Genomic DNA, 24431 nt, shown 5'->3' with positions numbered 1-24431 from the left:
CCGTTTTAGATGGCTGCCGTTTCGGCTGTGACAGCCCCTCGCCTACCCGAGGGAGGCCACGATGCAGTTCACGTACCTATTTCCTCGAGCTTTCGAAACACCACCATATGTCACAGGAGGGATTGAGCGAGACCAAGCTATCGAGCGAGTACGAAATCGGCGACGTTCTGGACCAACTCGAGGAACTCGAGGAGTCCGTCTCCAGTCCATCCGAGCGACGGGACGTTCAGTCGGTCAAACGCATGCTCGAGGGAGTTCCGGGTTCGGAACGGATCAAGAAGTACACGACTCGGGACGTAGCCGAGGGGTTCGTCGGGGGGATCATCTTCTCGTTGCCCCTGCTCGTCGAGGACGGCGTCTTCGAAATCGCCGAGTGGTTCGTGTCGACGGCGGTCGGACCGGTCCCCGTCTTCTTGCTGGTGAATATCCTCTGTACCGTCCTGCTGGTCGCCGGGTTGTTACACTACACGGACATCCGACAGGTCAAACCCAGACTACTGTTCGGCGTGCTTCCAAAGCGATTGACCGGCATCCTGCTGATTTCGTTCGCCGTCGCGCTGGGTTCGATGTTCCTCTGGGGGCGACTCCACGCCGAGGACCCGACGCGGCTCGAGGCGTTCGCTCGGGTCGCCGTCATCTGGACGGCTGCTGCGGTCGGGGCCACGCTCGGCGATATCCTGCCGGGGGAAAGCCGCGGGGAGGATCTCATCGAACAGCGCTCGTGAGGGAGCAACGAATCCGTTTGCGTAGATAGTTGTCCCCTTTGCGTAGGTGGTTGTGCCCGCTCATCTTCGAGACATGAGTCAGTTATAGTCGCGCTCGAGTTCCCTCGAATCGGCGTCCATGATATCCTCGAGTTCCGATTCGAACTCCTCGTCGGATAACGCGTCGTCGGTGTAGGCCGCTTTGGCGTCGTCGACGGAGTCGAAGGTGCTGGTTGCAGTCGACTTTGAGGTGGTCGATTCTCGAGTGCGGTGAGGGTGTTCGTCCTCGCCGCCGGCCGTCCAGCCGGACCATATTTCGTACGCGCCGTAGGCCATCGCGAGGAGAATCGCCATCGTCAGCCCCCACGTCAGCATCCAGGTGAGCCGACGGAGGACCTGTCCGGCGATCAGGGCCACGAGAAGGAAGCCGAAAACGACGATCGCGAGCTTCACCGCCCGGAGGTTGACCATAGCAGAATGTGTCGAACCAATCCTATAGAACGTTTGGATGCGTAATTGATGAATTTAAGCCAGTGTATCGCTCGAGGGGCGAGTCGAAAGCGCAACCGGTAGACACGCCTGCGCTCTTTGCAGTCGTTCGTCTCATTCGGATCCTTCCCACGCGCCTTGTGTCTCGTTCCGCGTAGCCCTTCCAAGCGTGATGAAGATCGACCGGGAAGAACGGGCTACATCTCTTTCTCGCGGACGATCCGCTCCGTCTGTTGATCCGATTCGATCACGGTCGTGATGGTGACCCGACCGTCGTTTTCTCGAACAGCGAGGAGATCGCTGAAACCGAGGTCGACGCGTTCCGTCCGGGTAATCGAAGCCCCGGCTTCGAACTGATCAATGGTTTCGTCGGTCTCCCACAGGAGAGCGCCATCGGCGGAGAGTTGCACGGTCACATGGACGCCAGTCGCGTCCGTGTTGCCCGTATGGGTGACGGTCGTAGTCGCTTCGCCGCAGGTGGTGCCACACCGGCTCAGTTCGTAGGGGGCCAGCTCGAAGCTCACGTCCGATTCCGCGGTGTCGTCGTCGCGCTCAGCCGCAGTGTCAGAATCACCTCGAGAGAGATCCGAGGGGGGACTGCTGGGCCCGGTCACCTGCTCATCGTTCCTGTCGACGTTGCTCCCTGTGAGGGCTGTGAGACCCGTGCCTGTGATCACGCCGATGGCCGTTCGTCGATGCATGTGAGTCACCTGTTCTACCGGTGGTTCGCGCGCTCGATGCGAGACGCCGTTGAGTCCTATTCGTCCGGGTTCGGGTATCCTGCTGTTCTCCGACGAGAGCACGCGCCATATTACTTGGGCTATCTTTCATCAGCCCTAACCACCATAGGCGTACTTCGTCGCCTGAACGGAGGATGCTCCGAATAGTGGCCGTCGGGCGGCTCTGTTGAAATCCCATTCATCAGGCATAGTGACAAGTAGAAACAGACTGATACTAAAGAGAGTATCTCGGTCAGAAACAGGATTCCTTAGAAGATTCCAATAATGAACGCCAGTCCCATGCCCACTAGTACCGTCGCTGTCAGCAACGGCAGGTATGGCGTATATCGTTCAACTGTTTCCCGGTGGCGTTCATAGCCAGCGATCAGGAGGAGCGTCGGAATGAGAATTGCAATGATAACTACTAACGAGTGACTTCCTCCCCACCCTACTCGCTCACGGCCGACGCCGTTCGCTCCTTGAGGGTAGCGTGAGACCTTCGGTCTCACGGACCATGCGAACGGGCGCTTTGCGCCCGTGAGCAGATGGGGCTTCCTGTTTCCACGACGCGCTTTGCAGGAACCGAATCGGTCCCCGTAGGGAGCGCAGTCTCCGCAGGCGTTCGAAAATCGCTGAGCGATTTTCGCAGCCCATCAGAATCGCTCTGCGATTCTGAGGACGTTGATTCGGGACAGCCCGTCCCTACTTGCTTCAGTCCGCGTACTAAGATGTTGTAGGCCGCGTTCCAGTCCCTGTCCGCTGTGAAGCCACAGGACGGACAGGAGTGTTCGCGGACCCACAGCGGCTTGTCCGTCGAGACACCGCAGGCCGCACACTCTTTGGTCGTTCCGGCCGGGTCGACGGCCACGAAGTGCGTGCCTTCGCGTTCGCACTTGTACTCGAGCATCCGGAGGAACGTTCCCCACGCAGCCCCGGCACGGTTGCGGCTGTTCGACGGGAGTTCCATCAACCCCTTGGCGTCGAGGTCTTCGACGGCCACAAGGTCGTACTCTCGAGCGTAGTGGTTCGAGAGCTTGTGCAAGAAGTCCCGGCGTTTCCGTTGCAGATCGGCGTGACGTTTGGCGACGACACGCTGTTGCTTGCGGTAGTTCGCCGATCCGTGCTCTTTGCGTGAGAGTTTCCGTTGCTCGCGTTCCAGCCGGTCGCGTTCGTCGGACAGGTCGGGACGTTCGACGGCCGTACCGTCGGTGTCGTGTGCGTACTTGAGGATACCCACGTCGATCCCGACACAGTCCTCGAGTTTCTTGGGCTTCTCTGGGGCTTCGTCCTCGGTTTCGATCCCGAGCACGGCGAACCACTCGCCCGTCGGTTCTTGTTTGACGACGACCTCTTTGATCGTTGCGTCGTCGGGAACGTCGCGGTGGTAGACCATTGGAATATCGCCGATTTTGGAAAGAGAAAGTACAGTACGGCCACTCGTGTTGTTGAGTTCGAAGCCGGTTTGACTGTACTTGATCGAGCGATATTCCTGCGGGCCTTTCCACTTGAGTTCGCCGACGCGGTAGCCATTGTCTTTCCGCCCTTTCAGCGTCGAGAGGTTGTCGTACAGCCGCTGTACGACCTTCTGCAGCACCTTCGAATGGACTTGTTTCAGATCGGTCCACCAGTCCTTGAGGTCGGGAAGAACCGACTGCTCGGCGTAGGCCGACGTGCCGTCCTCGCGGTTAAGTCGGTGCAGAAAGTGGTTGTAGACCTGTCGGCAGGTATCGACAGTCCACGCTAACCGTTCGTGGAGTTCGTCGGTCGGGTTGAGTCGATACCTGTAGTTGTAGCGCATGATCTACTCGCCTGAATCGACGTCGGGTTCGGAAACGCGGACGACCTTCACGTCCGCTCCAATCCACCGCTTGGGAACGAGCACGTGCGCGCCGTTTCCGACCGGGCGAACATCTCGGTCGAGCACTTCGCAGCCCTCGATTTCGTGCCGATCCATTAACTCTGTATATACTCTGTTGCAACATAAAGGTACCGATAGCGTGGGCCTGCGGGCCTGCTGTAGAACAGTCCAAGAAACTCTTGTGGCGTTGACGAGACTCCGTCTCGTTCGCACACCAGAAATCTCCGATTTCTGGGGACGCTGTATCCCCTCCCTGCTCGCGCCTTCGGCGCTCGCTGAGGAAGGGGGCATTAGCGCCTATTTTCAGGTAAACGAGCATCAGCTCCAAGCAGTAGACCGTCCCCGCACAGATCGCCAGAATTTGAATCGGTTCTTCGTTGGCAAATCCCAAAAGGAGAGCAGTCGCCCCGAGGGCCATCAATCCCCGTTCAGCGTCTTCTTCGCTCAAATGACGGTGCCCTCCGCTGAACAGTCGCTCTCGAATCCGAGTCATCGTCCCACGCTGGGAGGTTTCTCCCGAATGGCTGTGGTCGGGCGAATGGCTGTGATCATGATCGTGAGTGTGAGCATGGGCGTGGTCCTGGTGAGACTCGTCGGGGGTGTGATCGTGTGCCGCCCCGTGTCCACCATTCCGATATTCGTGAATACCCAGTAGAATCAGCATGGTCCCCGCGAGATACCCCATCCACGGGCCTTCAGCGAATTCACCGAAGCGACTGAACCAAAAGTACGCCAGTACCAGAACGACGCTACTAATCAGATGTCCAACCCCGAGAATGAGCGCTGCTGCTGTCCCATAGAGCCACGTCCGCGACCGGTTCAACCCGTAGGTCGCAGCAATCGGCCACCCGTGATCCGGGAGCACACCGTGGATAAACCCTATCGCAACGACACCTGCAATGAGCCGACATCCATACAGTACTCTCGGTAGAGACGGCACAAATATGCTGTTAGCACCGAGATGAGGGGATCGTAATACCAGTCAGCGTGAGAAAACCACAACCCCATTCGTTCTCCCCGCTAGTTCCAGTGTAGACAGATGCATACCAGATTCAATATTCCAGATTATTTATTGTAGAATTTAACCAGGCGTGACAGGCTGAAGGAACCCAACCGAAGTGAAACTGGATCGATTTGAAACTGAGTCGAGTCCGGAACGAGTGTTCTCTTTCTTTGCAATCCGACGCTAAAAAGCTCAGATCGTCTGAGAAAGCAGTTTTCCGGAGGGTTTATTTATCGTATCTCGGCGCGTTTTATCGTGTATGGACAGCATGGTACTGCGCTACGACGTCCTCTTGCTCGTTCAGGTTCTCGGAGCCGTGATCCTGGTCGGCAGTCTGTTCTACAGCGGACTCTCCGTCATAACGGTATTCGGTGGAGCGCTCATCCTCGTCGCGGTCGCCGGACTCGCACTCGCGGCGGTGTTCGATCAGGAAGAGTCCGTCGAGCTGTCGACTCGAGACGGCGACCAGTCGGTCCTCGAGCGTGATACCAAGCGGTGAGTTGGCGGCGGTGAGTCGACGGCGGCGAGTTACTGAACTCGGAACAGCGCGCTGATTCTGTTAATGGGGCAGATCCGATAAAACACGTCTCGAGCATCGGTGCGGCAGTTCTCCGTCAGGCAGGTTGGCGACTCTCTCGACGGAACTCCGCGAGCGGGACGAACGTCACCCGACGCTCGAGGCCGTACCAGCTCAGCGCGGCCGTCGCTCCGAGCGCGTTGATTACCACGTCCGCGAGCGAGGCGACGCGGTCGGGCTGGAACAGTTGGCCGACTTCCATGGCGATCCCGTAGCCAGTCGCGAGGACGAAGGCGATGACAACCGTGCGGGCCAGCGACCCCCCGCGACCGGCGAGCGCGTACACGAGACAGAGCGCGAGCGTTGCGTAGGCGACGGCATGGCGGGCCGCGCCTCGAGAGATCCACTCCGACGAGACGGAAAAGCCGCTCGCTGTCGCGGCCCTGGTACCGGCTATGGGTCCCCCTTCGAGCGGCTGGCCAGCGGTGGTCATCGTCTCGAGCGGTATATGAGCGAGGACCGCCATCTCGAGTGCCAGACTGGCCGGCGGCGCGGTCACGAGCGACCAGTACCAGATCAACCCGGCGACGACTCCAGCTGGAAGCCAGCGGATCGGTTCGGGGAGGAGCGGAACGCGCAGTGACACAGTAGCGCCGCGTTCGCTCGAGCGAGGTTTAGTTACGAGTTCGTTGGCAGAAACCTGACTGTCTCGGCCGCGTGGTAGTTCGTCCGTAGAAGTCGGTAGTCGGGCGCTTCGATACAGTCGGCGGTGGTCCAATTCATCCCGTGAGCAGTCGTCGCGATCTCGATCCGATCTCGCTCGACGGGGAGAACCGATTCCAATTGATGTCTCTCTCGAAGTGGTATCCAAATCGCCAATCGCCAGTGTTACGCTTCAGGATGGGGCTTCTCCTGAGTTTCAGAATTCTAAAAACACGACCGGGTTTTTATACTCCGCTACGGGAGTAAACAGTACCCCGTCCCGCGAGTTCGCCCGGGTTGCTCTCTTCAATGTCAGAAACTGATACCCCTCCCGTAGATCTCACCTGGCTCGAGAAAGGTCAGGCGCTGTATCGAGTGGCGACGTTCCAGCCAGTGTTTGCAACTGGCATCGTCGTTCTCGCCGTAATTGCAGCCTTGCTCGAGGGGATCGGTCTCAGCTTTCTCATGCCGATCGTCGAGATCGCACAGGCCGAAACGCCGGCCGAGGATGCGGATGGGATCCTCGGGGCGTTCCTCGGTTTCTACGAGTTCCTCGGCGTTCCGTTCTCGCTGGGCTATCTCGTTGCAGGTGTCGCAGTGGTGATGTCCGTCAGGTACACAACGTCGTTTGTAGTGGGCTGGCTTCAGGCGGCGATCGAGACGAAATACGTCCGACACCTGCAGGAGGTATCCTTCGACCACGCGCTCGATGCGGAAATCGCGTACTTCGACGAGGAGGGATCCGATGACATCCTCAACGCGATCGTCACGCAGGCTGAGTACGCAGGAAGAGTCATTCGATACGCGATCAACGTCCTCGAACAGGGCCTACTGGCAGCGATGTACCTCACGATCGCGATGATCCTCTCTCCCGCGCTGACTGTTCTGACGGTGGTGTTGCTCGGCGGCGTTACGTTGCTGTTCCGCACCGTCCTCGACACCGGGTATTCGTTGGGTGACAAGGTGGCCGATGCGAAAGAGGGGATCCAGTCGAACGCCCAGGCCGGGACGCAGGGAGTGCGCGAAGTGAAGCTGTTTGGCATGGTCGACGAGCTTCGAGCCGGGTTTTCAAACGCCGCAGAGCAATTCGAGACGAACCGAATCAAGCTCCAACGAAACAGCGAGGCGATCACCAATTTTTACCAACTGACGACCGCGATTACCGTCTTCGTCTTGATCTATCTCGCGCTGACTTTTTCGTCGATGAATCTCAGTCAACTCGGCGTCTTCCTCTTTGCGATGTTCCAGCTCGGACCGAAGGTGAGTAACCTAAACAAGTACGTATACCGGGTTGAAAGCGAACTACCGCATCTGGTGCGAACGCAAAATTTCATCGACGAACTCGAGCGGAATAGCGAACCGGATACGGACGCGGAGCCGGTGCCGAGCCCGATCGAGCGAACCGAGTTCGATGACGTCCAATTTCGTTACGGTTCCGAGGACGAACCCGTCCTCCGGGAAGTCTCGTTCGGGTTCGACCAGGGCGAGTTCGTCGCGTTCGTCGGGCCATCGGGTGCCGGCAAGTCAACGGTTGCCTCGCTGCTCGGTCGACTGTACGAGCCCGACAGCGGGCAGATCACCGCGAACGGCATCTCGATCGACGAATTCGATATCCGCGAGTGGCGTTCTCGAGTAACGGTCGTCAGGCAAGACCCGCACGTGTTCAACGACACGCTTCGGCGAAACGTGACTGTCGGCAATCGAGACGCTTCGTGGGAGGCGATTCGTTCGGCCTGCGAGATCGCACAGGTGACCGAATTCCTCGATGATCTTCCGGACGGATACGACACGGTGCTCGGTGACCAGGGGGTGAAACTGTCCGGCGGTCAACGACAACGAGTCGCCATCGCTCGAGCGCTGCTCAAAGACGCGGACTTACTGATATTGGACGAGGCGACCAGCGATCTGGATACGTCCCTGGAGAAGACCGTCCACGAGGGCATCGAACGGATGGATCGGGAGTACGCGATGCTCGTGATCGCCCACCGGCTCTCGACGGTAACGAACGCCGACCGGATCTACGCCATGGAAGACGGGACAATTCGCGAATCAGGATCCCACGAGGAACTGCTTTCGAACGCTGGTACCTACGCCTCGCTCTATTCGGTACAGGTCGGCAGATAATCCACTGCTATCGACGAGAGCGTTTCCTTCGGTCGAGTGAATCGAACGGTCCGTAATTGGGACCACCGGTCCGTTCGGGAGCACTACTACACGAGTGACTTGGCAAGGATTCCAAACACGGCTACGTCACGCGGTTCGTAGGACAACTGTAGGACGATATTTCTCCCCGTAACTGCGCTGTATTCCTCGAGGGGGACGAGTAGTATCACGTAAATATCAACTTTCGACGATCACACGATACGGGGTATTATTATCCGTTTTTATCCAGTATCCAAGGTGAATGCTGACCGGGTGGCACTATCGAGTGACGAGCGCCGTTGGTGTGATTCTCCTCTCGAGCACCGCTGTCCTCCTCGCTAACCACTCATTTGCACAGCACCTCTTTACGACGTACGTTCCGGTGTTTAATCGATTAGACGTGGTGACGCTGACCGGAGGGTCGCTGGTGTGGGCCGTTCTGTTTTGCTCTGGTGTCATGCTTTGCTGTCTTATTCCGCTGTACAAACCTCGACCACGCCGAGCCCTCGAAACAATTTTTCTCACCCACAAACGCGTGATAACCGGTGGACTGGTGATGGCGACGTTCGGGTTTTTCAACTGGTCTCACAGGTTGCCTCGAGCGACGCTCGTGATGACCGTCGGGTTGCTAACGTTATTGCTGCCGATCTGGTTCGTTCGGACGCGTAACCGTCCGAACGGGCATCCGGGTCGAACGCTCGTGGTCGGTGACGACCCAGACCAGATCAAACAAATCACACCGCAACTCGATACCCCGGTGCTCGGGTATCTCTGTCCGACCAACGTCCTCGCATCGCGGCTGACCGATAGTGGGGAACGCGAACGGCTAGCGATGGCCTCCGATGGTGGCGTGCGAGGGGTTGACAATTCCGCCGGCGAGTCCGGTACGCTGGACGATCTTCGTCATATCGGCGGCCTCTCGAGAACTGAGGACGTATTGGTCGACTACGACATCGACACGGTCATACTGGCGTTTCACCAGCCCGATCGGGCGGAGTTCTTCGGGGCGCTTGACACCTGTTTCGAGCATGGGGTCGATGCGAAGGTTCACCGCGAATACGTCGACAGCGTGTTGGTTTCGGACGGCGACATCGGCGAGTTAGTGAGCGTGGACCTCGAGCCGTGGGATCCGCAGGATTACCTGTTCAAACGGATCTTCGACGTGGCGTTCGCTGTCGTCGGAATCGTCCTCTTCGCCCCGCTGATGGCGATCATTGCACTCGCGGTCGCGCTGGACAGTCGCGGACCGGTGTTGTACACGCAGGATCGGACGGCTGGCTTCGGCGAGACGTTCACGGTGACGAAGTTTCGGACAATGGAACTGGCCGGAGAAGCCGCGACACCTTCTGCGGACGGAGAGAACGATCGAATCACTCGAATCGGACAGGTTCTCCGGAAGACGCACCTGGACGAACTGCCACAGCTGGTGGCGATTTTGTTGGGGCGAATGAGCGTCGTCGGGCCGAGGGCGACGTGGACCGACGAGGAAAAAGTTCTCGAGCAACAGACGGCTTCCTGGCGCAAACGCTGGTTCGTCAAACCCGGATTGACGGGATTGGCACAGATAAACGACGCGAAGAGCACGGAGCCGGACAAGAAGCTCCGCTACGATCTCGAGTACATTCGCCGCCAGTCGTTCAGATTCGATCTGCAGATAGTTATCCGGCAGGTATGGAAAGTCTTCGTCGATACGCTGCAGACGATTCGATAGGCCGTGCCCGTCGACGGCGCTCGAACCCGCAGTAACAGACGTTTACGGAGACCCGTAACGGTCTCCGGGAACACGGACAGATCGTCTGATAGCTGTTTCGGACTGAATAACATAATACCGACTCGGGAATACCTACCCATGCGGATTTTGCGCGTGGCGCAGAAGAGTTATCCCGACGCGAACGGTGGCGGTCCCTACCACGTCCACGCGATGAGTCGAGACCAGGCGAAGATGGGTCACGACGTAACCGTGGTGACGGTTCGGACGGATCCCGAGCGACAAGCCGCCGAGTTGGGTATCGACGACGACGTGAATTTTCTCGGTCACGTGCCGTACGACGAGATGCCGGCGATGTACTGGAGCGGCGACGTTCTGGTGTTACCGAGTCGGTCCGAGGGGGTTCCACGATCGGTCCTCGCGGCGATCGCATCGGGTGTCCCGGCCGTGTGCTCTCGGCTCACCCAGCTTCGTGAGCTCCTGGAGGGGCGAGAAGCGTTAGTCGGCACGGAATCCGGATCAGCTTTCGCGGAGAGTCTCGAGGAGTGGATCGCGTTCGACCGGCCCGTCGAGCCGGTGGACGAACGGTACGCGTGGGACAGCACGGTCGATCAAGCGACTGATCACCTGAATGTGATCGCTCACTAACGCGACCATGAACTACTCTTTCCTACTCGCTCGGTTCCGGTCGCACTGGTTTGATTCCGGGTCACAAAACCGCACGTCTGCTCGTACTCAACGGGTCGGCGAAGGCGACGGCACGACGCCGTCGACCCTCCCATCGCGGTCGCGAGATGAAACGAATAAGACGTCGTTGGTGTACATAATCAATGCGCTTCACACGGGTGGTGCAGAGGTCGGCATGTGCCGGTTGCTCAACGGGCTAAGCGAAGACAAATACGAAATAACGGTTGTGACTCTCATCGGGTACGAGGAGTCGTTCGTCCGGCAACGGATCCCCGAGGCGACGATACTCGATTGCAAACAGATCCGGAGTCTGGACGATATTTCACGGCTGGTATCGACCGTTGCTAACGCGAACGTTATCATCGGGTCGCTCTATCATTCCGTGCTCGTCGCTCGACTCGCCGGAATCGTCAACCGGCAGGCGACGGTCGCTACCTGGCAGCACAACGAACGGTTCAAGACGCCGTTGCGAAAACGAATCGTCGGGACGACGAGTCTCTTGAGCGACGTGGCACTCGCAGACTCCGAACCCGTCGCGGAGATGCTTCGCGAAGAGTTGGATCTCCCCCCTGAAACCGTTAAAACGCTCCCGATCGCCGGCATCTCGTTGAGCGAGTTCCAGGCCAGAACCCACCACAACAGCGATGACATAGTCGTCGGGAGCGTCGGCGTCCTCTCCGAGCAAAAGAATTACGCTACCTTGCTCACCGTCGCCGACGAACTCGCTGATGAGGATATCACGTTCCGAATCGCCGGTGACGGTCCGAAGCGGGGCGAACTCGAGCGTCAAATAGAATCACTGGGTATCGATAATGTCGAACTGCTCGGTCGAGTCGATGATCTGCCCGAGTTCCTTCAGTCGGTCGACGTTTACGTCCAACCTTCTCACTACGAGGGGCTCTGTATAACCGTCGTCGAAGCGATGGCCGCAGGCCTTCCGGTCGTTGCGAGCGCGGTCGGGGGAATCAACTACACCGTAACGGAGCGCAAGAACGGATTCCTGCACGACCCAACCGACATCGCGGGCTTTTGCGACTCGATTCGAGAACTGGCCGAAGACCCCCCAAAGCGGGAGCGGTTTGGCAAACGGGGCCGAGCTATCGTCGAAAACCGCTATACGCAGGACGTGTTCGTCGAACGGTTCGAACGAGCGATCCACGAGGGAGTCGTATGAATTCGGAATCGGCCGCACCGATAACTCACCCTTTCGACCGATTGTCGATTGACCATGCGAACTTTCGATAGTGATTGGGGTTTCGTCACGCGCCAGCGACGCCCGGAGTTACATCGACGCGGCGTGGAACCGTGATGTTGCTCGCGTCGATAGTAACAGCGTTTCTGTTACTGGTCGTCGTGGTGGTGATCTACGACGATCCGCTGTACAGACGAGTTGCACCGGTTGCCTTCTTCGTGCACCTGGGTATCGGTCTACTGATTATTCCGCTCGTTTCATACCAATGGGATATCATCGACTTTCATTCGACGGCGATCGATCTCCTCGAGGGAACTCCCACCGACGCCTCCGAAAAAGTCGTCGCGTTCTCGACGTTTCAGGCGTTCTTGTACCTCCTCTTCGAACCGTCCGTCGAGATTTTGATCGTATTCAACAGTCTCCTCGCGGTACTCATCGCAATTCCGGCGGCCTCCCTCACAAACCACCTCTATCCGTCGGTAAACGGGACGAACGCCGTAACCATCTTCGTCCTGTTCTTGCCGTTGCCCGCCTTCTTTACCTCCGTTCCCATGCGAGACGCTTTCGTATTAGTACTGACATTCACCGCGCTCGCTCTCGTCGTTCGATGCGTTCTCGAGACGTCGATCCGCTCAGCCACACTGGCGGTCCCGATAGTCGGATTGGTGTACCTGGTTCGGACTGAAATCGCGTTACTTCTCGTCCTTGCGGCGCTCGGAGGCGTCGGGACTCGACTGCTGGCCCGGACTGTAGACCGTCGGTTCGATTGGAGGGACGCATCCGTGGCGCTTCTGTGTGCTACTCTGGAATCCGTTCTGTTCGGTCGGTACTTCCCGCTCGAAACGCTGAACGACCAGCGCGAAATTCGAAGCGGGGGAAACGCGGTGTATCTCTAGGGTCTCGCGTACGATTCGTGGCTCGACGTCGCGCTTTCGATTCCGATAACGTCGATCCACTTCCAGTTTGCACCGTTCCCGTTACACGTCGACTCACCGATCCACTTCGCCGCCGGCGCGTACAACGTGATCGTGATGGTGTTGTTCGTGAGCGCTGTTCGTTCGCTTCATCGGCGAGAGACAAAGACGGTCGTCACGTCGATTCTCGTCTTCACGTATGTCGGTGGGATCGTCGGCTACGGACTCTTTAGCAGCAATTTCGGGACGACGACGAGACATCGTGTCCTGTTCGATTTTCTCCTTGTCATCGTTGCCGCACCCGTTCTCACGCGGTGGTATCGCTCACTCCTCGAGCGGATCGGTGATCGGCCACGTGAGCAAAACGACGAGCACGAACAGAACGAAGAAGCTGGCGAACTGAACGCTCGCCTCGAGATTGGATCGCAACACCCAGACGACGCTCACAACGGTGAACGAAAAGACGAATAACTGGACCAACACGCCGGGACGTACCCACATTTTGTGGGCTTCAACGGCCCCTCGTAAGTAGACTTCGCCAAGTTGGATTGCCTTCACCTGGCTGGACCCGCCCAGGTCACGGCAAACAGATGCGACAGATGGCGTACAACGAGTCGATTTCGGTCCATCGATCGATTTGTGATCGGTTGCTCGGGAGTACTTGCGGCATATTTCGAACCGCGATATAAGTGCGAGTTACTCAGCGAACCCCGAGATAGAAAGCAGAGAACGGTAATCTCGCCCGAAAGACGAGAAATGATTCCCATAACAAAGGGAGTGTACAATCGTAGTCGACTCGATGAGCAAAGCGGAACTGGTCACCGTCGTCATTCCGACGTACGATCGCCCGAAACTGCTCCGCCGAGCCGTACAGACCGTCGCCGAGCAGACGTATGATCGAGTCGAACTCGTAATCGTCGACGACTGTTCACCGGTTCCCGCTTCCGACGTGCTCTCCGAATTCGACCCGTCGCTCGAGGCAGTCACAATTGTCCGTCACGGTGCGAATCGGGGTGCGAACGTGGCGCGCAATACCGGACTTCACAAAGCACGTGGCGAGTACGTCGCGTTCCTCGACGATGATGACTGCTGGGACGAACGAAAAATCGAGAAGCAGGCAAACGCCTTCGGAAGAGCACCGGAATCCGTCGGCGTCGTCTACACGGGCGTCGAACACGTCGACGAAAACATGCAGACGAACGCCGTCCTCACTCCACAAGTCGAGGGAGCGGTGACGAAACGATTGTTGTACGGGAACTTCCTCGAGACGTTTTCGGTCGCGATGATCGAGCGCGAACTCTGTGAACGCGTCGGCGGGCTGGACGAGCGATTTCCGAGCTGGCAGGACTGGGAATTTTTCCTCCGGCTGTCGTTGCGGTGTCGTTTTCTCGCCGTTCCCGAACCGCTCGTCGTTCGTCACAACCGACCGAACGGACAGCTCAGCCACGATTACGACCGAAAAACCGAGGTGACGGCCCCGCTATTTCGAGAGGTGGTTCGACCGATCGCAGCGGAGTTCGACGACATCGACTGGACGACGGTAGACGCCTCCCTCGAGTACCACCTCGGCCGGGCCGCGATGCGAAATGGTCGGTACAGCGCTGCCCGACGCCATTTCGGGCGAGCGATCCGTCAGCGCCCGCTCGAAGTACCGTACTACGTCTACCTGGTAGCCGCCTTTGGGGGAAAGCGAACCCATCGGCCGATTCAGCGGATAAAACGGCGACTGGTACGGTACGGTCGATAATCAGTGCCGGTGGATCCCCGATTTATCACTGCACTAAAAATATATTATCTGGTAGATTCGTACTACCACCGCTCGAAGTGCGGTGTGAAATATGCGCTCTCTCCCCACATGAGTTCGGTTCTGGCAGCTTGAACAACCGAGTGAGGTTTTTTCCGTCATTCAGACAGATCCAGCGCTGTTACCACCCACTACTTAATTACCTCCACATGGAACGACCGGACCATGTCCAGAACAGTCGGTCACTTCGTCGGATCTTACCTCCCCCTGACGGAGACATTCATCTATCAGTATCTGTCGAATTACAAACGATACGAACCGTTCGTTTGTGGGAAGGATGCCCGGAATCTGGATCTGTTTCCGTTCGAACCGCGGTACCTCTTCTTCGAGTTGCCCCAGTGGAGTCCCCGGTTTTGGCTGTACGGTGGTCTCGCAAAACTCAACCTCCGCGGACTCACCCAGACGTACTATCGACACGTGGCCGAAAAAACCGACCCCGATATCATCCACGCGAACTTCGGCCCGAATGCGGTGGGACTCCTCCAGCACCGATCACCGGAACGCCCCCTGGTTACAACCTTCCACGGCTACGACATTTCTGAACTGGTCCATCGGAACGACTCGATGAGACGCCAGTACGAGCGCCTCTTCGAGACGGGCGATCTCTTTCTCGTCGAGGGGCCATCCATGCGCGAGAAACTGCTCTCGTTGGGGTGTCCGAAGGAAAAAATCGGTCTCCAGCGCATCGCGATCGATACGGACCGAATCACTCCCGACTATCCCGAGCCGGACGGCGAATGGCGAATTCTCACCGCCGGGAGATTCACCGAGAAGAAGGGAATTCCCGACGGTATCGAAGCGTTCGCCGACGCGTTCGCTCGAGAGTCGGCTGCCGAACTTCGAATCGTCGGCGGGGAATCCGATGACGCGGAAACGAACTCGGGTGAATGTACGCAAGCGGAACTCGAGGAAATCGCGAGCCGGAGAGGGGTTCGCGATCAGGTCACGTTCACCGGCTTTCTCGAGTACGAGGAGTATCTCGCAGAGATTCAACACTGCGATCTGGTGTTGGCTCCCAGTAAACGGGCAGAATCCGGCGACTCCGAGGGTGGAGCGCCGACCGTCCTGTTGGAAGCACAGGCCAGCGGCAAGCCCGTCGTGTCCACGACTCACGCTGATATTCCCTCCATCGTCGAAGACGGCGCTGCTGGGCGACTCGTGACACCGGGTACCGTCGACGAACTCGCCGACGCCCTCCGATGGTGTCGAGCCAACGAAGACGAACTCGAGGAGATGGGGCGTGTCGGTCGCGATAACGTGGCTCGCGATCACGATATCCAGAAGTTGATCGACCAGCTCGAACGCCGATACGACGAACTGTTAGCGTAGAGATGCTCGGCACTATCGACAGAGCGTACGAAAAATTACAGAACGACGGATCGATCCCGCTACTACACTCAGTCGCGAACCATCTGCAGGATGCTGGACGGATGTACGCCCGCGACACGTATCAACGGGTACGGTTTAGAGCCCGCTACGGATCGGCTGCACCCGAACCGTATCGCTTGATTCACGTCGATCCGGCTACCGTCGAACACATACTATCCCCGAGGTTTTATTCGAATATCGGGACGTACGGGACGTACGTGCTGGGCGGGGACTGGGATATCGCTCGAGTCGACGACTATCTGCCGTTCTACGAGGACGTCGAAGCTGTATACGGTCACCGCGCCGTTTTCAGACTCGAGAACTACGAACTATACCGCCTCCTGGTCGAACGGTTCGAGAACCATACGCCGTGGGAGGAGACCGAATTCTACGCCAGATACGCATCATTGGCTGAGGAAGAGCGCTGGGACTCACAACGATACGGTCCGGAGAACATCCACGAGCGGTTCCGGTACCTCGACGACCTGTACGAACGCATGAGCGACGGAGGCTACCGCACTCAAAGGGAGTTAGTGAGCGACCCAACGGGTCTCAAACCGCCGGAGGTCGACGAAGTGATACTTTGCATCGGAAGGGACGGGACGCTCATCCAGGGCGGCGCAGGCCAACATCGGCTAATGCTATCGAAAATTTTAGACATCCGTCGAATACCCGTTCGGGTGTTCGTCAGGCACGAAAAATGGCAACGCCTACGCAAGAAGGTCGCCGATCACGACGCGAGTGAGAGAAGCGCCGAAATTGAGCGCTATTCCTCGCACCCCGACGTCCGTCACCTGAATGGGTCCTGTAGCGATGGTCTGTAGGCGTATAATGGGCCGGTATTAGCTTGTTGGCGGGTTGTATCGGATCGTTAGTGGATCGTTTAGAGAGAATAGCTTTCAACGAAGAGGTACCACACCCTTGATATGGCGTTCCGGTTGGTGGCGAGGGCGAGGAAGATTCTCAGAGAGGAGGGTCCAATTCCGTTGATACGCTCCTCGAGTCGATACACGATGTCGCGAATCACCAGAGAGATTCTCAGGGCCAAATACGCGATGCGGTACAAAGCGCTAGCGCCCACGCCGACCGAAACAGTGTCTATCGATCCGAAACGAATCGATTACAGTCTCGGCTCGAGACACGTTCCCGAGGGATCACCACAGTTCGGTGTCTTGTCGGGTGATTGGGACCTCCAAAAAACGCACTGGCGGGAAGGGAATTCGAGTTGGGAAGAATTGAGAGAACGGTTCGAAGCCGGAAAAGCGTGGGAAGAGACGGAATATTACCGAACTGCCGTCCGGAAGTTACGATCGGGACAGTCCCTCGGACGACTGGACGGGCCACAAACTGTCGACAACTTCCGTACCTATCTCGAGGAGTTAGACGCCTTATATGAAAACGTCGCGGCTAACGGGTACGACGATTCTTCAGTTATCACCGTGAGTATAGGGAGAAGGGGGGAGTGGATGGTGAACCACGGAAATCACCGACGAACGGTCGCGCGACTCTTAGATGTCGAATCAGTCCCCGTCCGAATACGGTATCGACATCGGCGGTGGCAGCACATCAGAGAGCAATTTTATCGCACCGATTCGCTCGACAGCCTAAACGTACCGGAACGGTACATCGACCACCCAGACATTCCTCGAGACGAGCCGAAAATAGGTGACAAAGTTGAGGTCGAGTAACGAAGGTGAGCTTTCGCACTTCCTAACGCCGAAGATTCACCACTCTTCGGATTTTCCAACCGCGGACGCTGTACGGATAAGTCGAGCCGGTTGACGGTGGTCGTTGCGTACTTTCAAAGCCGCTTCGCGTGCCGTTCGACTTGAGGGGAAGCGGGTTCGAACGGCTATCAGTACGTTACTTTTTCGAAATGGTGAAAAATGATTTATGTATTACGTTGATCTCTGGCAGAGTGATGCCGACGCCGCCAGCTCGATTACCACGTCGCGCCTTCACTATTTTCCGTTCGAAGGGAGCTCATTCTCTCGTACATTCTGGTCTCAGGTACGCGAACAGCGCACTCGAGATACCCGCGACAAAATTGCGTCACGTCCGATACGACCTCCGCTGGAACGACAGTTCACCCGAACCGTATCGGCTACTGTGGATCGACCCGGATGAAATCGAGTACCTAATCGTCCCGTCGATCAAGGATGATCTGATAACCAGGGGGACACACGTCATCGGCGGGGACTGGGACAGGACGATCGTCGATACGTCGTTCGCGACTTACAAGGAATTAGTCGACCGAATGGACGGCGACCTACCCGTTCTGGCCCCCTTCTCGAGGTACGGCTTCTATCGAGCGATACGCTCGTACCTTCTCGAGGGAGAAGACTGGACCGAAACCGAGTACTACCAGTCTCAGCGGACGTCGGGCGTATCGGCGTCGAAGTTAGAGCGCTACCGGCGCTCGGTCGACGACCTCTACGACTCGATCGTCACCAACGGGTACAAAACCCAGGCTGAGCTTCCGGAATCGGCGCGAGTGATGAAAGAAGGGCCGCCCGAGTACGATGAAATTCGGGTAAACATCGCTCGGGACGGCACCTTCGTGTTGGACGATTGTAGAAATAGACTCTCGATAGCGAAACTACTGGAACTGGACGAGGTCCCGGTTCGCGTCCTCGTTCGTCACAAACGCTGGCAAGAGATCCGAGAAACCGTAGCGACCGTCGATCACGCGGACGAATTGTCGGACGAGATGACGCGGTTACTCGATCATCCCGATTTACAGGACGTCATTAGCGAGTCCGCGACAGCCACCGGTAAGTGACCGCCGGCAGTTAGTGAGCGACCAGCGACTGATGAGCGAGCCGTCCGCGAATTTACAACGGTTTGAAGCGAGTACTCGAGGAAAGCTGGGTGGCTCGGTTCCGGGCTGAAACCGGAACCGACCGGACCGTGGAGGGGTTGTAAGCTTCCGATACGAGCAACACCCGCGGACGGTCGACGTTGTTCGGCGGCTTCGACGGATCGTCGATTCAGGCCAGTGAAAAACGGTAGAACCCTTTTGTACTTTGCAGTGGCCGTATGGGTATGAGTGATGCGAAATGACCGTTCTCGTTACGGGTGGCGTCGGCTATCTCGGATCGCGGCTGATTAGGGAACTCCCGGACCATCCGGCGTTCGCCGGCGAGCGGATCCGGATTCTCGATAACCTTCGCCAACCGCGGTATCACTCCCTCTGGGACCTGCCCGCCCACGCTGAGTACGAGTTCGTCGAAGGCGATGTCTGCGACCTCGAGACGGTCGAATCGATCATGGAAGGGGTCGACACCGTTTTCCATCTCGCCGCTATCACGAACGCCACGGAAACGTTCGACATCCCGGAAAAGACGTGGGAGGTCAACTACGATGCGACTATGGACATCTACCGAACGGCTCGAGACGCGGGCGTCGACGATTTCGTCAACGTCTCGTCGTGTTCGGTCTACGGGCCGACCGACGAGGAAATCGAGGAGGACTTCGACTGCGAGCCGGAATCCCCATACGGAAAGGCGAAATTGGCGGCGGAACAAGAACTGCTAGAACAGTACGAGGGGGAGCTGTCGGTGACCGCACTCCGCCTCGGAACGGTATACGGCTGGTCGACCGGGATGCGGTTCGACACCGTCGTCGACAAATTCTCGTATCTCGCGGCGACGGGCCAACCCCTGACGGTGTACGAGGGGGCGGAAAACCAGAAACGACCGTACCTTCACGTCGGAGACGCCGTCGAGTCGATGCTGTTCGCTTCAACGAACCTCGGCGACGGAGAGGCGTACAACGTCGTGGGACAGAACGGGAGGCTTCGCGATATCGTCGACGCGATAGAACGATACTTTCCGGGCGTCGAAATCGGCTACACCGAAGCCGAACAGCTCAACCAACTCTCCTATGTCGTTTCGGACCAAAAGATTCGAGAGGAGGGCTTCGAGACGACGTATTCGATCGACCAGGGAGTCAGGGAACTCGCTGATCGGTTTCGGGTGCTCGCTCGTACGCAGACGAGGAGCGATTGACGTACACAGACGAGGAGCGATCGGCATTCTTCCCCCGCTAAGGGGCAGGATTCCTCACGTCGGGGTCGGTTTCCTCCGCCCGAACCCCAACGGGCGCGAGACAGCACGTCGGGGATGTAATGCGGTCTCCGTTCATCCACAGTCCGAGGGCGCTTTCGGTGAGAACGGGTCTATCGTCTCCTGAAGCACGAGGCTAGGTTTATCACAGGAGCTGTGGACAGCCAGACCATGAAAGGCGTGCTGTTAGCGGGAGGGAGAGGGACGAGGCTGCGTCCGATCACGAATACCAGACCGAAGCAGCTCGTCCCGGTTGCTAACTCCCCGGTGATTCAGTACGGCATAGAGGCGTTTCGGGAGGCGGGAATTACCGAAATCGGCGTCGTTCTGGGCAACAAAGGCCGTGAGCGCATACAGCGGTTTCTGGGCGACGGTTCGGAGTTCGGTGTCGACATCACCTACATCATCCAGGGCAATCCGCTCGGCCTCTCCCACGCCGTGGGCTGTGCGAGAGCGTTCGTCGGGAGCGACGACTTCGTCCTGTACCTCGGCGACAACATCTTCGAGGACGATCTCTCCGAACTCGTAACGGGGTTTGCGAACAGCGAGGCGGTTGCAAGCGTCGCACTCGGGAACGTCGATAACCCACAACGGTTCGGCGTCGCGGACGTGGACGACCAGCGGAACGTGACTCGAGTGGTCGAGAAACCCGACGACCCGCCGAGTTCCCTGGCCGTACTCGGCGTGTACGCGTTCTCGCGGGAGGTTTTCGATGCAATAGAACGCCTGGAACCGTCCTGGCGCGGCGAACTCGAAATAACGGACGCCATCCAGCTTCTGCTCGAGGACGGACTCACGATCCGGTCACACGTCGTCGACGGATGGTGGATGGATGTCGGGAAACCAGAAGACGTTCTCGAAGCGAATCGTCACCTCCTCGAAACGAACGGACCCGCTCGAGCCGACGAACGAGTCGACGAATCCGAAATACCGGACGGCGTCGAGGTTCACGAATCAGCGACCGTCGAAGATGGCACCGTCCTTCGAGGCCCAATTTCGATCGCCGGTGAGACCACAATCGGCGACGGTGCATCCATCGGCCCCTATACCTCGATCGGCCCGGGAACGACCGTTCGGAACGCTCACATCGAGAACAGCGTGATCATCGGGGACTCGAAAATCACGACCGAAAACGAGGTCGTTAACAGCCTGCTCGGGCGCGGGTCGACGGTGAAAAGTGCGAACGGTATGCCCGCCGACAGTCCACGATTGACCGTCGGGGAGAACTCGATTATCACACTTTGACCATGCGAATCATCGCTCTCACCTGTCCCAGTTGTGGAACGATCGTGGCGGCAAACGAACTCGAGGAAGCGGTGTTGATGACCTGTCCGGGCCTCGAGTGCGAGGAAACGCTCGGGTTCGACCAGTTGTCAGAGGCTGACCGCGAACACTTCATCGAACACCTCGATCAGTATCGGCTGTGATATCCGGGGTATTCAAACGCTACTCCGGACGGCCGCCGATTCACGCCTCGAGCATCCGGCCGAAACAACGTATTACCGTCCCGTTGGGCCGTCGGAGAGCGTGTAATGTCGGAACTACCGTTGCAGTCACGACATAGCTTTTTTAGTGCTGATATGGTGGCTGGGGTATGTCCGATTCGAGGCAGACGTGGAGGGGCAACGTGGACGAGTATTACTCTCACGACGGCGCTCTCGACAAATACGCCGCCCTCGCGGAGGAAGGGTTGTTCGATCAGGAAAAGACGGTCGTCGATCGGTATTTCACCAGGGACGGTGCGAGCGTGTTGGACCTCGGATGCGGCGCGGGGAGAACGACGCAGGCACTCGTGAGCCGCGGATTCGACGTCGTCGGCGTCGACGTTAGCGAACCGATGATCCGAAAATCCAGCTCGCTGTTTCCCGATCTCGAGGTTCGAGTGGGCGACGCCACCGACCTCTCCTTCGAGACCTCCACGTTCGATTACGTTCTCTTTTCGTTCAACGGCCTCGATGACATCACGCCGGAGACGGGGCGGTACGCGGCGCTGGCAGAAATTCGTCGCGTGTTGAAACCGGGGGGGACGTTCGCGTTTAGTTCCCGAAATTCGTTGTACTACACTCTCCTTCGGGCGCGGCCGTTTTCCCCGGGGACATGGGTCGAGTTGGCGAAGTTCTGGGCGAAAAACCGTTCTGCCAAGAACGCCCTGTCGAACTACAAATCGGACGACCACGAGTTCGGGAGCGGCGACGCCTACTACAGTACTCCGCTCCATCAGAAACGCCAACTTATCAACTGCGATTGTGAGCCCGTCGACGTTATCAAGAAAGAGGACAGCTTTTCGGTCTATACCGATCCGTGGCCGTACTACGTGGCGAAAACGCTCTAGGGATTCATCGTGATGTTTCGAATGGGGTTGTCGACATCTGCGCGACTGATCTGGAATTTGATGTTACTTCCATCTCTCTGAGACGAGATGGCTGTTTGATACAGTACTCCGGTTGTAGCCCTCGAATCGTTTCTCGGTACCGCCACGAAGCCTACCGGATCGTCTCGAACACTTTCTTTGCGTAGCGTAATTTCGCCGCGGTGTGTTGCCAACGCGTGACATCGCGTCTCCTGGTCGCAAACTTACTCTTGTACGATACGACCCCCTCGTGTCCACCGCTCGGGTTGAAATCGTACCAGTCGTAGCCGCGCTCGATGGCGTCTCTGATAACTTCCACGTCGAGTAGATCCGACGGGTTGTACGCAAAATAGTCGCTGTTCGAGGCGGCGTGCCACGGGACAACGTGGTCGTTCCAGTAAAACGTGAGTTGGCCGTACGCGAGGTCACCGTCCACCACCGTCCCCCAGAGCTTGACGTTCTCGTCGTGTCGCTGGGCGTAGTCGTACACGGTTTCGAATAACTCCCACGGGTACTCGTTCGTCGCATCCTCGCCCCACCGCTCGAGCGAATCTTGGTATACGGCAAAATACTCCCGATATCGCGCTTTCTCCGTCACGGGTTGTACCGAAGCACCCATCTCGCGTGCCTTGTGGCTGTTCTCTCTCACGTCGCTCTGAAACTCCTCGAACAACGTCTCGAAGTCGGTCCGTAGATCCGTAACCTGGGTAAAATCGTTCGTTTTTTCGACCACGTCGCCGAGTTCTGTTCCGATGTTCGACCGGTCGTTCGCGAACGGGTTGTCCACGACGGTCAGCGTGTCACCCTTCGAAAGGGCCGCGTCGTACACGTCGGTCCACTCCGGGGTCAACGGGCCGTCTGCGATAATATCGCCGTAACACCCCGCGAACGTCGAATCGAGGTGGGTGATCTCTCGAGAGACGCCATACTTGGTCGCGACTCGGCTTTTTTTCACGAGGGGTAATATGACGCGAGTCCCGTTGTCCAACTCTGCTCCGATCGGCGCACTCGAGTACTCGTCGAACGTCTCCGAGACGATGTTCCCCCAGATTGGGGTGTGAAAAAACGTCGCATAATCGCACTGTTCGGCGACCGATCTCCACGTCGAATCGGCGGGAGACTCGAGAATCTGCATACGAGCCCCTCCAGACGGCCGCTAATAAAACCTGTATACCATGAACGAGGATATTCGTCTACAGGAGAACGTTGTTCGCGGTGGCGAATACGGCGACTAGAGTAGCGGGATCGATTGCGCTCGTAACCACTACATTCCGACGGATCTGTGACCGCCTACCACAAAACGATACAGAGCCCCCGTCGCGATTTGTAGGTCCGAATCGGAAAGCGACGCGACAGAATCAGGGAGTTACCCACCCTGCTCGCTTTACGAGTCGGATCGGCGGAACACACGAACAGTGTCTTCGGGGACCGAATCCTGTTCGACCACGGTGTTCGAATCAAACCCGTACTCGGAGAAAATATCGCTCCACCGTCTTCGGAAGACGGGGAACCCGTCGGTTTCTCGAACCGGACGGTTCTGAATGGGGCGTCCGGTCGGATTCGCCGGCTCTTCTTCGACCGTTATCAGCGCGTCGTCGGTGATTCGTGCTATCTCGCCGAAGACCCAATCATTCTTCGGCGGAATTATCTCGAGCGTTTCTACGGAGTAGACGACATCGAATTCACCGTCTTCGAACGACTCTACGATGTCTTCGACCGCACGAGTGTGAATCCGAGCGTCGGAGGACAGTTGCGGGAAATGTTCGCCCATGACCTCGACCGATCTGTCGTTGATTTCGATCCCCGATAGATTTTCGTAACCGTTGTGATAGAGGTGGGCGAGGTGCCGTCCCGAGCTGCACCCGATCTCTAAAATGTGGTCGTCCGGCTCGGCGGCGGACTCGATGACGTCTAAAACGAGTTCGCTCGTCTCGTCGATTCCCTTCGATGCGTAGTACTCCGGCGAGTACTTGCCTTCCTTCGATACCCAGATTTCTCGAATCTCCTCCGAATCAACGAACATCGCTTTGATATCGCGGAAAACGGTGCCCGCGAAGGATCGTACCGTCGGCGGGATTTTCTTGAGCACCGCTCGGAGCCCTTCTTCCTGATAGACATCGCCTCCCCTCCTCACCAGGGACGTACCCGTTTTAATAACCGAAATCCAATATGTCAACAGAGTATGTACTTTTACCATGAAACGACGT

At 57.8% G+C, this 24431-nt stretch carries 23 protein-coding genes and 2 pseudogenes; 16 read left to right on the top strand and 9 right to left on the bottom strand.

Annotation, left to right across the window (positions count from 1 at the left end; translation table 11 throughout):
* Window positions 1-107 precede the first annotated feature (107 nt).
* Window positions 108-725 (top strand): DUF2391 family protein, encoded by a 618-nt coding sequence (locus ACYQ14_RS16650; RefSeq protein ID WP_459889481.1) that lies wholly within the window; start codon window positions 108-110, stop codon window positions 723-725.
* Between the two features lie 78 nt (window positions 726-803).
* On the opposite strand, the gene ACYQ14_RS16645 is transcribed toward ACYQ14_RS16650, so the two are convergent.
* The 6 genes and pseudogenes from ACYQ14_RS16645 to ACYQ14_RS16620 all read right to left on the bottom strand — a co-directional run.
* The gene (locus tag ACYQ14_RS16645) at window positions 804-1175 is read right to left on the bottom strand and encodes a hypothetical protein (protein ID WP_459889479.1); all 372 of its coding nucleotides are present in this window, start codon (window positions 1173-1175) and stop codon (window positions 804-806) included.
* Window positions 1176-1390: 215 nt separating this feature from the next.
* The gene (locus ACYQ14_RS16640) at window positions 1391-1894 is read right to left on the bottom strand and encodes a hypothetical protein (protein ID WP_459889477.1); all 504 of its coding nucleotides are present in this window, start codon (window positions 1892-1894) and stop codon (window positions 1391-1393) included.
* 287 nt (window positions 1895-2181) lie between these two features.
* A pseudogene (locus ACYQ14_RS16635) lies at window positions 2182-2346 on the bottom strand (ABC transporter permease); the annotation flags it as partial.
* 71 nt (window positions 2347-2417) lie between these two features.
* Window positions 2418-3710 carry an RNA-guided endonuclease InsQ/TnpB family protein gene (locus tag ACYQ14_RS16630; RefSeq protein WP_459889475.1) on the bottom strand — a complete coding sequence of 431 codons (1293 nt, stop codon included), beginning with the start codon at window positions 3708-3710 and terminating at the stop codon, window positions 2418-2420.
* Window positions 3711-3713: 3 nt separating this feature from the next.
* A complete protein-coding gene (locus ACYQ14_RS16625) occupies window positions 3714-3866 on the bottom strand; it encodes a DUF2080 family transposase-associated protein (RefSeq protein WP_459889473.1) in 153 nt (50 codons plus the stop codon).
* A gap of 211 nt (window positions 3867-4077) precedes the next feature.
* Window positions 4078-4689: pseudogene (locus ACYQ14_RS16620) on the bottom strand (ABC transporter permease); the annotation flags it as partial.
* A 343-nt stretch (window positions 4690-5032) separates the two neighbouring features.
* Between ACYQ14_RS16620 and ACYQ14_RS16615 the strand changes: the two are divergent.
* Complete coding sequence (locus ACYQ14_RS16615) at window positions 5033-5272, top strand: hypothetical protein (protein WP_459889471.1); 240 nt, start codon at window positions 5033-5035, stop codon at window positions 5270-5272.
* Window positions 5273-5387: 115 nt separating this feature from the next.
* Here ACYQ14_RS16615 and ACYQ14_RS16610 read toward each other — a convergent pair whose 3' ends face one another.
* Entirely contained in the window at window positions 5388-5936 is a 549-nt protein-coding gene (locus ACYQ14_RS16610) for a VanZ family protein (protein ID WP_459889469.1), read from the bottom strand.
* Window positions 5937-6301: 365 nt separating this feature from the next.
* Here ACYQ14_RS16610 and ACYQ14_RS16605 point away from each other — a divergent pair, with 365 nt between their 5' ends.
* From ACYQ14_RS16605 to ACYQ14_RS16540, 14 genes are all read left to right on the top strand, one after another.
* Complete coding sequence (locus ACYQ14_RS16605; protein ID WP_459889467.1) at window positions 6302-8116, top strand: ABC transporter ATP-binding protein; 1815 nt, start codon at window positions 6302-6304, stop codon at window positions 8114-8116.
* A gap of 280 nt (window positions 8117-8396) precedes the next feature.
* On the top strand, window positions 8397-9845 hold the full coding sequence (locus ACYQ14_RS16600; protein ID WP_459889465.1) for a sugar transferase: 1449 nt from the start codon (window positions 8397-8399) through the stop codon (window positions 9843-9845).
* 138 nt (window positions 9846-9983) lie between these two features.
* A complete protein-coding gene (locus tag ACYQ14_RS16595) occupies window positions 9984-10490 on the top strand; it encodes a glycosyltransferase family 4 protein (RefSeq protein WP_459889463.1) in 507 nt (168 codons plus the stop codon).
* 169 nt (window positions 10491-10659) lie between these two features.
* Entirely contained in the window at window positions 10660-11703 is a 1044-nt protein-coding gene (locus tag ACYQ14_RS16590) for a glycosyltransferase family 4 protein (RefSeq protein ID WP_459889461.1), read from the top strand.
* Between the two features lie 134 nt (window positions 11704-11837).
* Window positions 11838-12617 carry a hypothetical protein gene (locus ACYQ14_RS16585; protein WP_459889459.1) on the top strand — a complete coding sequence of 260 codons (780 nt, stop codon included), beginning with the start codon at window positions 11838-11840 and terminating at the stop codon, window positions 12615-12617.
* A 147-nt stretch (window positions 12618-12764) separates the two neighbouring features.
* Window positions 12765-13106, top strand: coding sequence for a hypothetical protein (locus ACYQ14_RS16580; protein WP_459889457.1), 342 nt, complete (start codon window positions 12765-12767; stop codon window positions 13104-13106).
* 328 nt (window positions 13107-13434) lie between these two features.
* Window positions 13435-14382, top strand: coding sequence for a glycosyltransferase (locus ACYQ14_RS16575; protein WP_459889455.1), 948 nt, complete (start codon window positions 13435-13437; stop codon window positions 14380-14382).
* A 222-nt stretch (window positions 14383-14604) separates the two neighbouring features.
* A complete protein-coding gene (locus tag ACYQ14_RS16570) occupies window positions 14605-15768 on the top strand; it encodes a glycosyltransferase (RefSeq protein WP_459889453.1) in 1164 nt (387 codons plus the stop codon).
* A gap of 2 nt (window positions 15769-15770) precedes the next feature.
* Entirely contained in the window at window positions 15771-16631 is an 861-nt protein-coding gene (locus ACYQ14_RS16565) for a hypothetical protein (RefSeq protein ID WP_459889451.1), read from the top strand.
* 1223 nt (window positions 16632-17854) lie between these two features.
* Window positions 17855-18589 (top strand): hypothetical protein, encoded by a 735-nt coding sequence (locus tag ACYQ14_RS16560; RefSeq protein ID WP_459889449.1) that lies wholly within the window; start codon window positions 17855-17857, stop codon window positions 18587-18589.
* 277 nt (window positions 18590-18866) lie between these two features.
* Window positions 18867-19817: an NAD-dependent epimerase/dehydratase family protein gene (locus ACYQ14_RS16555; RefSeq protein WP_459889448.1), complete on the top strand. Its 951-nt coding sequence runs from the start codon at window positions 18867-18869 to the stop codon at window positions 19815-19817.
* Between the two features lie 228 nt (window positions 19818-20045).
* Window positions 20046-21119 carry a glucose-1-phosphate thymidylyltransferase gene (locus ACYQ14_RS16550; RefSeq protein ID WP_459889447.1) on the top strand — a complete coding sequence of 358 codons (1074 nt, stop codon included), beginning with the start codon at window positions 20046-20048 and terminating at the stop codon, window positions 21117-21119.
* A gap of 2 nt (window positions 21120-21121) precedes the next feature.
* Window positions 21122-21301, top strand: coding sequence for a hypothetical protein (locus ACYQ14_RS16545; RefSeq protein ID WP_459889446.1), 180 nt, complete (start codon window positions 21122-21124; stop codon window positions 21299-21301).
* Between the two features lie 167 nt (window positions 21302-21468).
* Window positions 21469-22206, top strand: a complete 738-nt coding sequence (locus tag ACYQ14_RS16540; protein WP_459889445.1) for a class I SAM-dependent methyltransferase — start codon at window positions 21469-21471, stop codon at window positions 22204-22206.
* 151 nt (window positions 22207-22357) lie between these two features.
* Here the strand turns inward: ACYQ14_RS16540 and ACYQ14_RS16535 are convergent, their stop codons facing one another.
* Together ACYQ14_RS16535 and ACYQ14_RS16530 are read right to left on the bottom strand one after the other, a co-directional pair.
* A complete protein-coding gene (locus ACYQ14_RS16535; RefSeq protein WP_459889444.1) occupies window positions 22358-23359 on the bottom strand; it encodes a GNAT family N-acetyltransferase in 1002 nt (333 codons plus the stop codon).
* Window positions 23360-23608: 249 nt separating this feature from the next.
* Window positions 23609-24358, bottom strand: coding sequence for a class I SAM-dependent methyltransferase (locus tag ACYQ14_RS16530; protein WP_459889443.1), 750 nt, complete (start codon window positions 24356-24358; stop codon window positions 23609-23611).
* Window positions 24359-24431: the final 73 nt, after the last annotated feature.

Source organism: Halostagnicola bangensis, from assembly GCF_054653435.1.
Note: the sequence above shows the minus strand (reverse complement) of the source record. Positions and strands in the feature narration are given on the sequence as shown.

Bases quoted from the DNA above. Each gene is read 5' to 3' on its own strand.
- ACYQ14_RS16545 (WP_459889446.1), top strand. From the start codon at position 21,122: ATGCGAATCATCGCTCTCACCTGTCCCAGTTGTGGAACGATCGTGGCG.
- ACYQ14_RS16615 (WP_459889471.1), top strand. From the start codon at position 5,033: ATGGACAGCATGGTACTGCGCTACGACGTCCTCTTGCTCGTTCAGGTT.
- ACYQ14_RS16555 (WP_459889448.1), top strand. From the start codon at position 18,867: ATGACCGTTCTCGTTACGGGTGGCGTCGGCTATCTCGGATCGCGGCTG.
- ACYQ14_RS16650 (WP_459889481.1), top strand. From the start codon at position 108: ATGTCACAGGAGGGATTGAGCGAGACCAAGCTATCGAGCGAGTACGAA.
- ACYQ14_RS16605 (WP_459889467.1), top strand. From the start codon at position 6,302: ATGTCAGAAACTGATACCCCTCCCGTAGATCTCACCTGGCTCGAGAAA.
- ACYQ14_RS16565 (WP_459889451.1), top strand. From the start codon at position 15,771: ATGCTCGGCACTATCGACAGAGCGTACGAAAAATTACAGAACGACGGA.
- ACYQ14_RS16645 (WP_459889479.1), bottom strand. From the start codon at position 1,175: ATGGTCAACCTCCGGGCGGTGAAGCTCGCGATCGTCGTTTTCGGCTTC.
- ACYQ14_RS16570 (WP_459889453.1), top strand. From the start codon at position 14,605: ATGTCCAGAACAGTCGGTCACTTCGTCGGATCTTACCTCCCCCTGACG.
- ACYQ14_RS16595 (WP_459889463.1), top strand. From the start codon at position 9,984: ATGCGGATTTTGCGCGTGGCGCAGAAGAGTTATCCCGACGCGAACGGT.
- ACYQ14_RS16550 (WP_459889447.1), top strand. From the start codon at position 20,046: ATGAAAGGCGTGCTGTTAGCGGGAGGGAGAGGGACGAGGCTGCGTCCG.
- ACYQ14_RS16540 (WP_459889445.1), top strand. From the start codon at position 21,469: ATGTCCGATTCGAGGCAGACGTGGAGGGGCAACGTGGACGAGTATTAC.
- ACYQ14_RS16585 (WP_459889459.1), top strand. From the start codon at position 11,838: ATGTTGCTCGCGTCGATAGTAACAGCGTTTCTGTTACTGGTCGTCGTG.
- ACYQ14_RS16630 (WP_459889475.1), bottom strand. From the start codon at position 3,710: ATGCGCTACAACTACAGGTATCGACTCAACCCGACCGACGAACTCCAC.
- ACYQ14_RS16575 (WP_459889455.1), top strand. From the start codon at position 13,435: ATGAGCAAAGCGGAACTGGTCACCGTCGTCATTCCGACGTACGATCGC.
- ACYQ14_RS16600 (WP_459889465.1), top strand. From the start codon at position 8,397: ATGCTGACCGGGTGGCACTATCGAGTGACGAGCGCCGTTGGTGTGATT.
- ACYQ14_RS16535 (WP_459889444.1), bottom strand. From the start codon at position 23,359: ATGCAGATTCTCGAGTCTCCCGCCGATTCGACGTGGAGATCGGTCGCC.
- ACYQ14_RS16640 (WP_459889477.1), bottom strand. From the start codon at position 1,894: ATGCATCGACGAACGGCCATCGGCGTGATCACAGGCACGGGTCTCACA.
- ACYQ14_RS16625 (WP_459889473.1), bottom strand. From the start codon at position 3,866: ATGGATCGGCACGAAATCGAGGGCTGCGAAGTGCTCGACCGAGATGTT.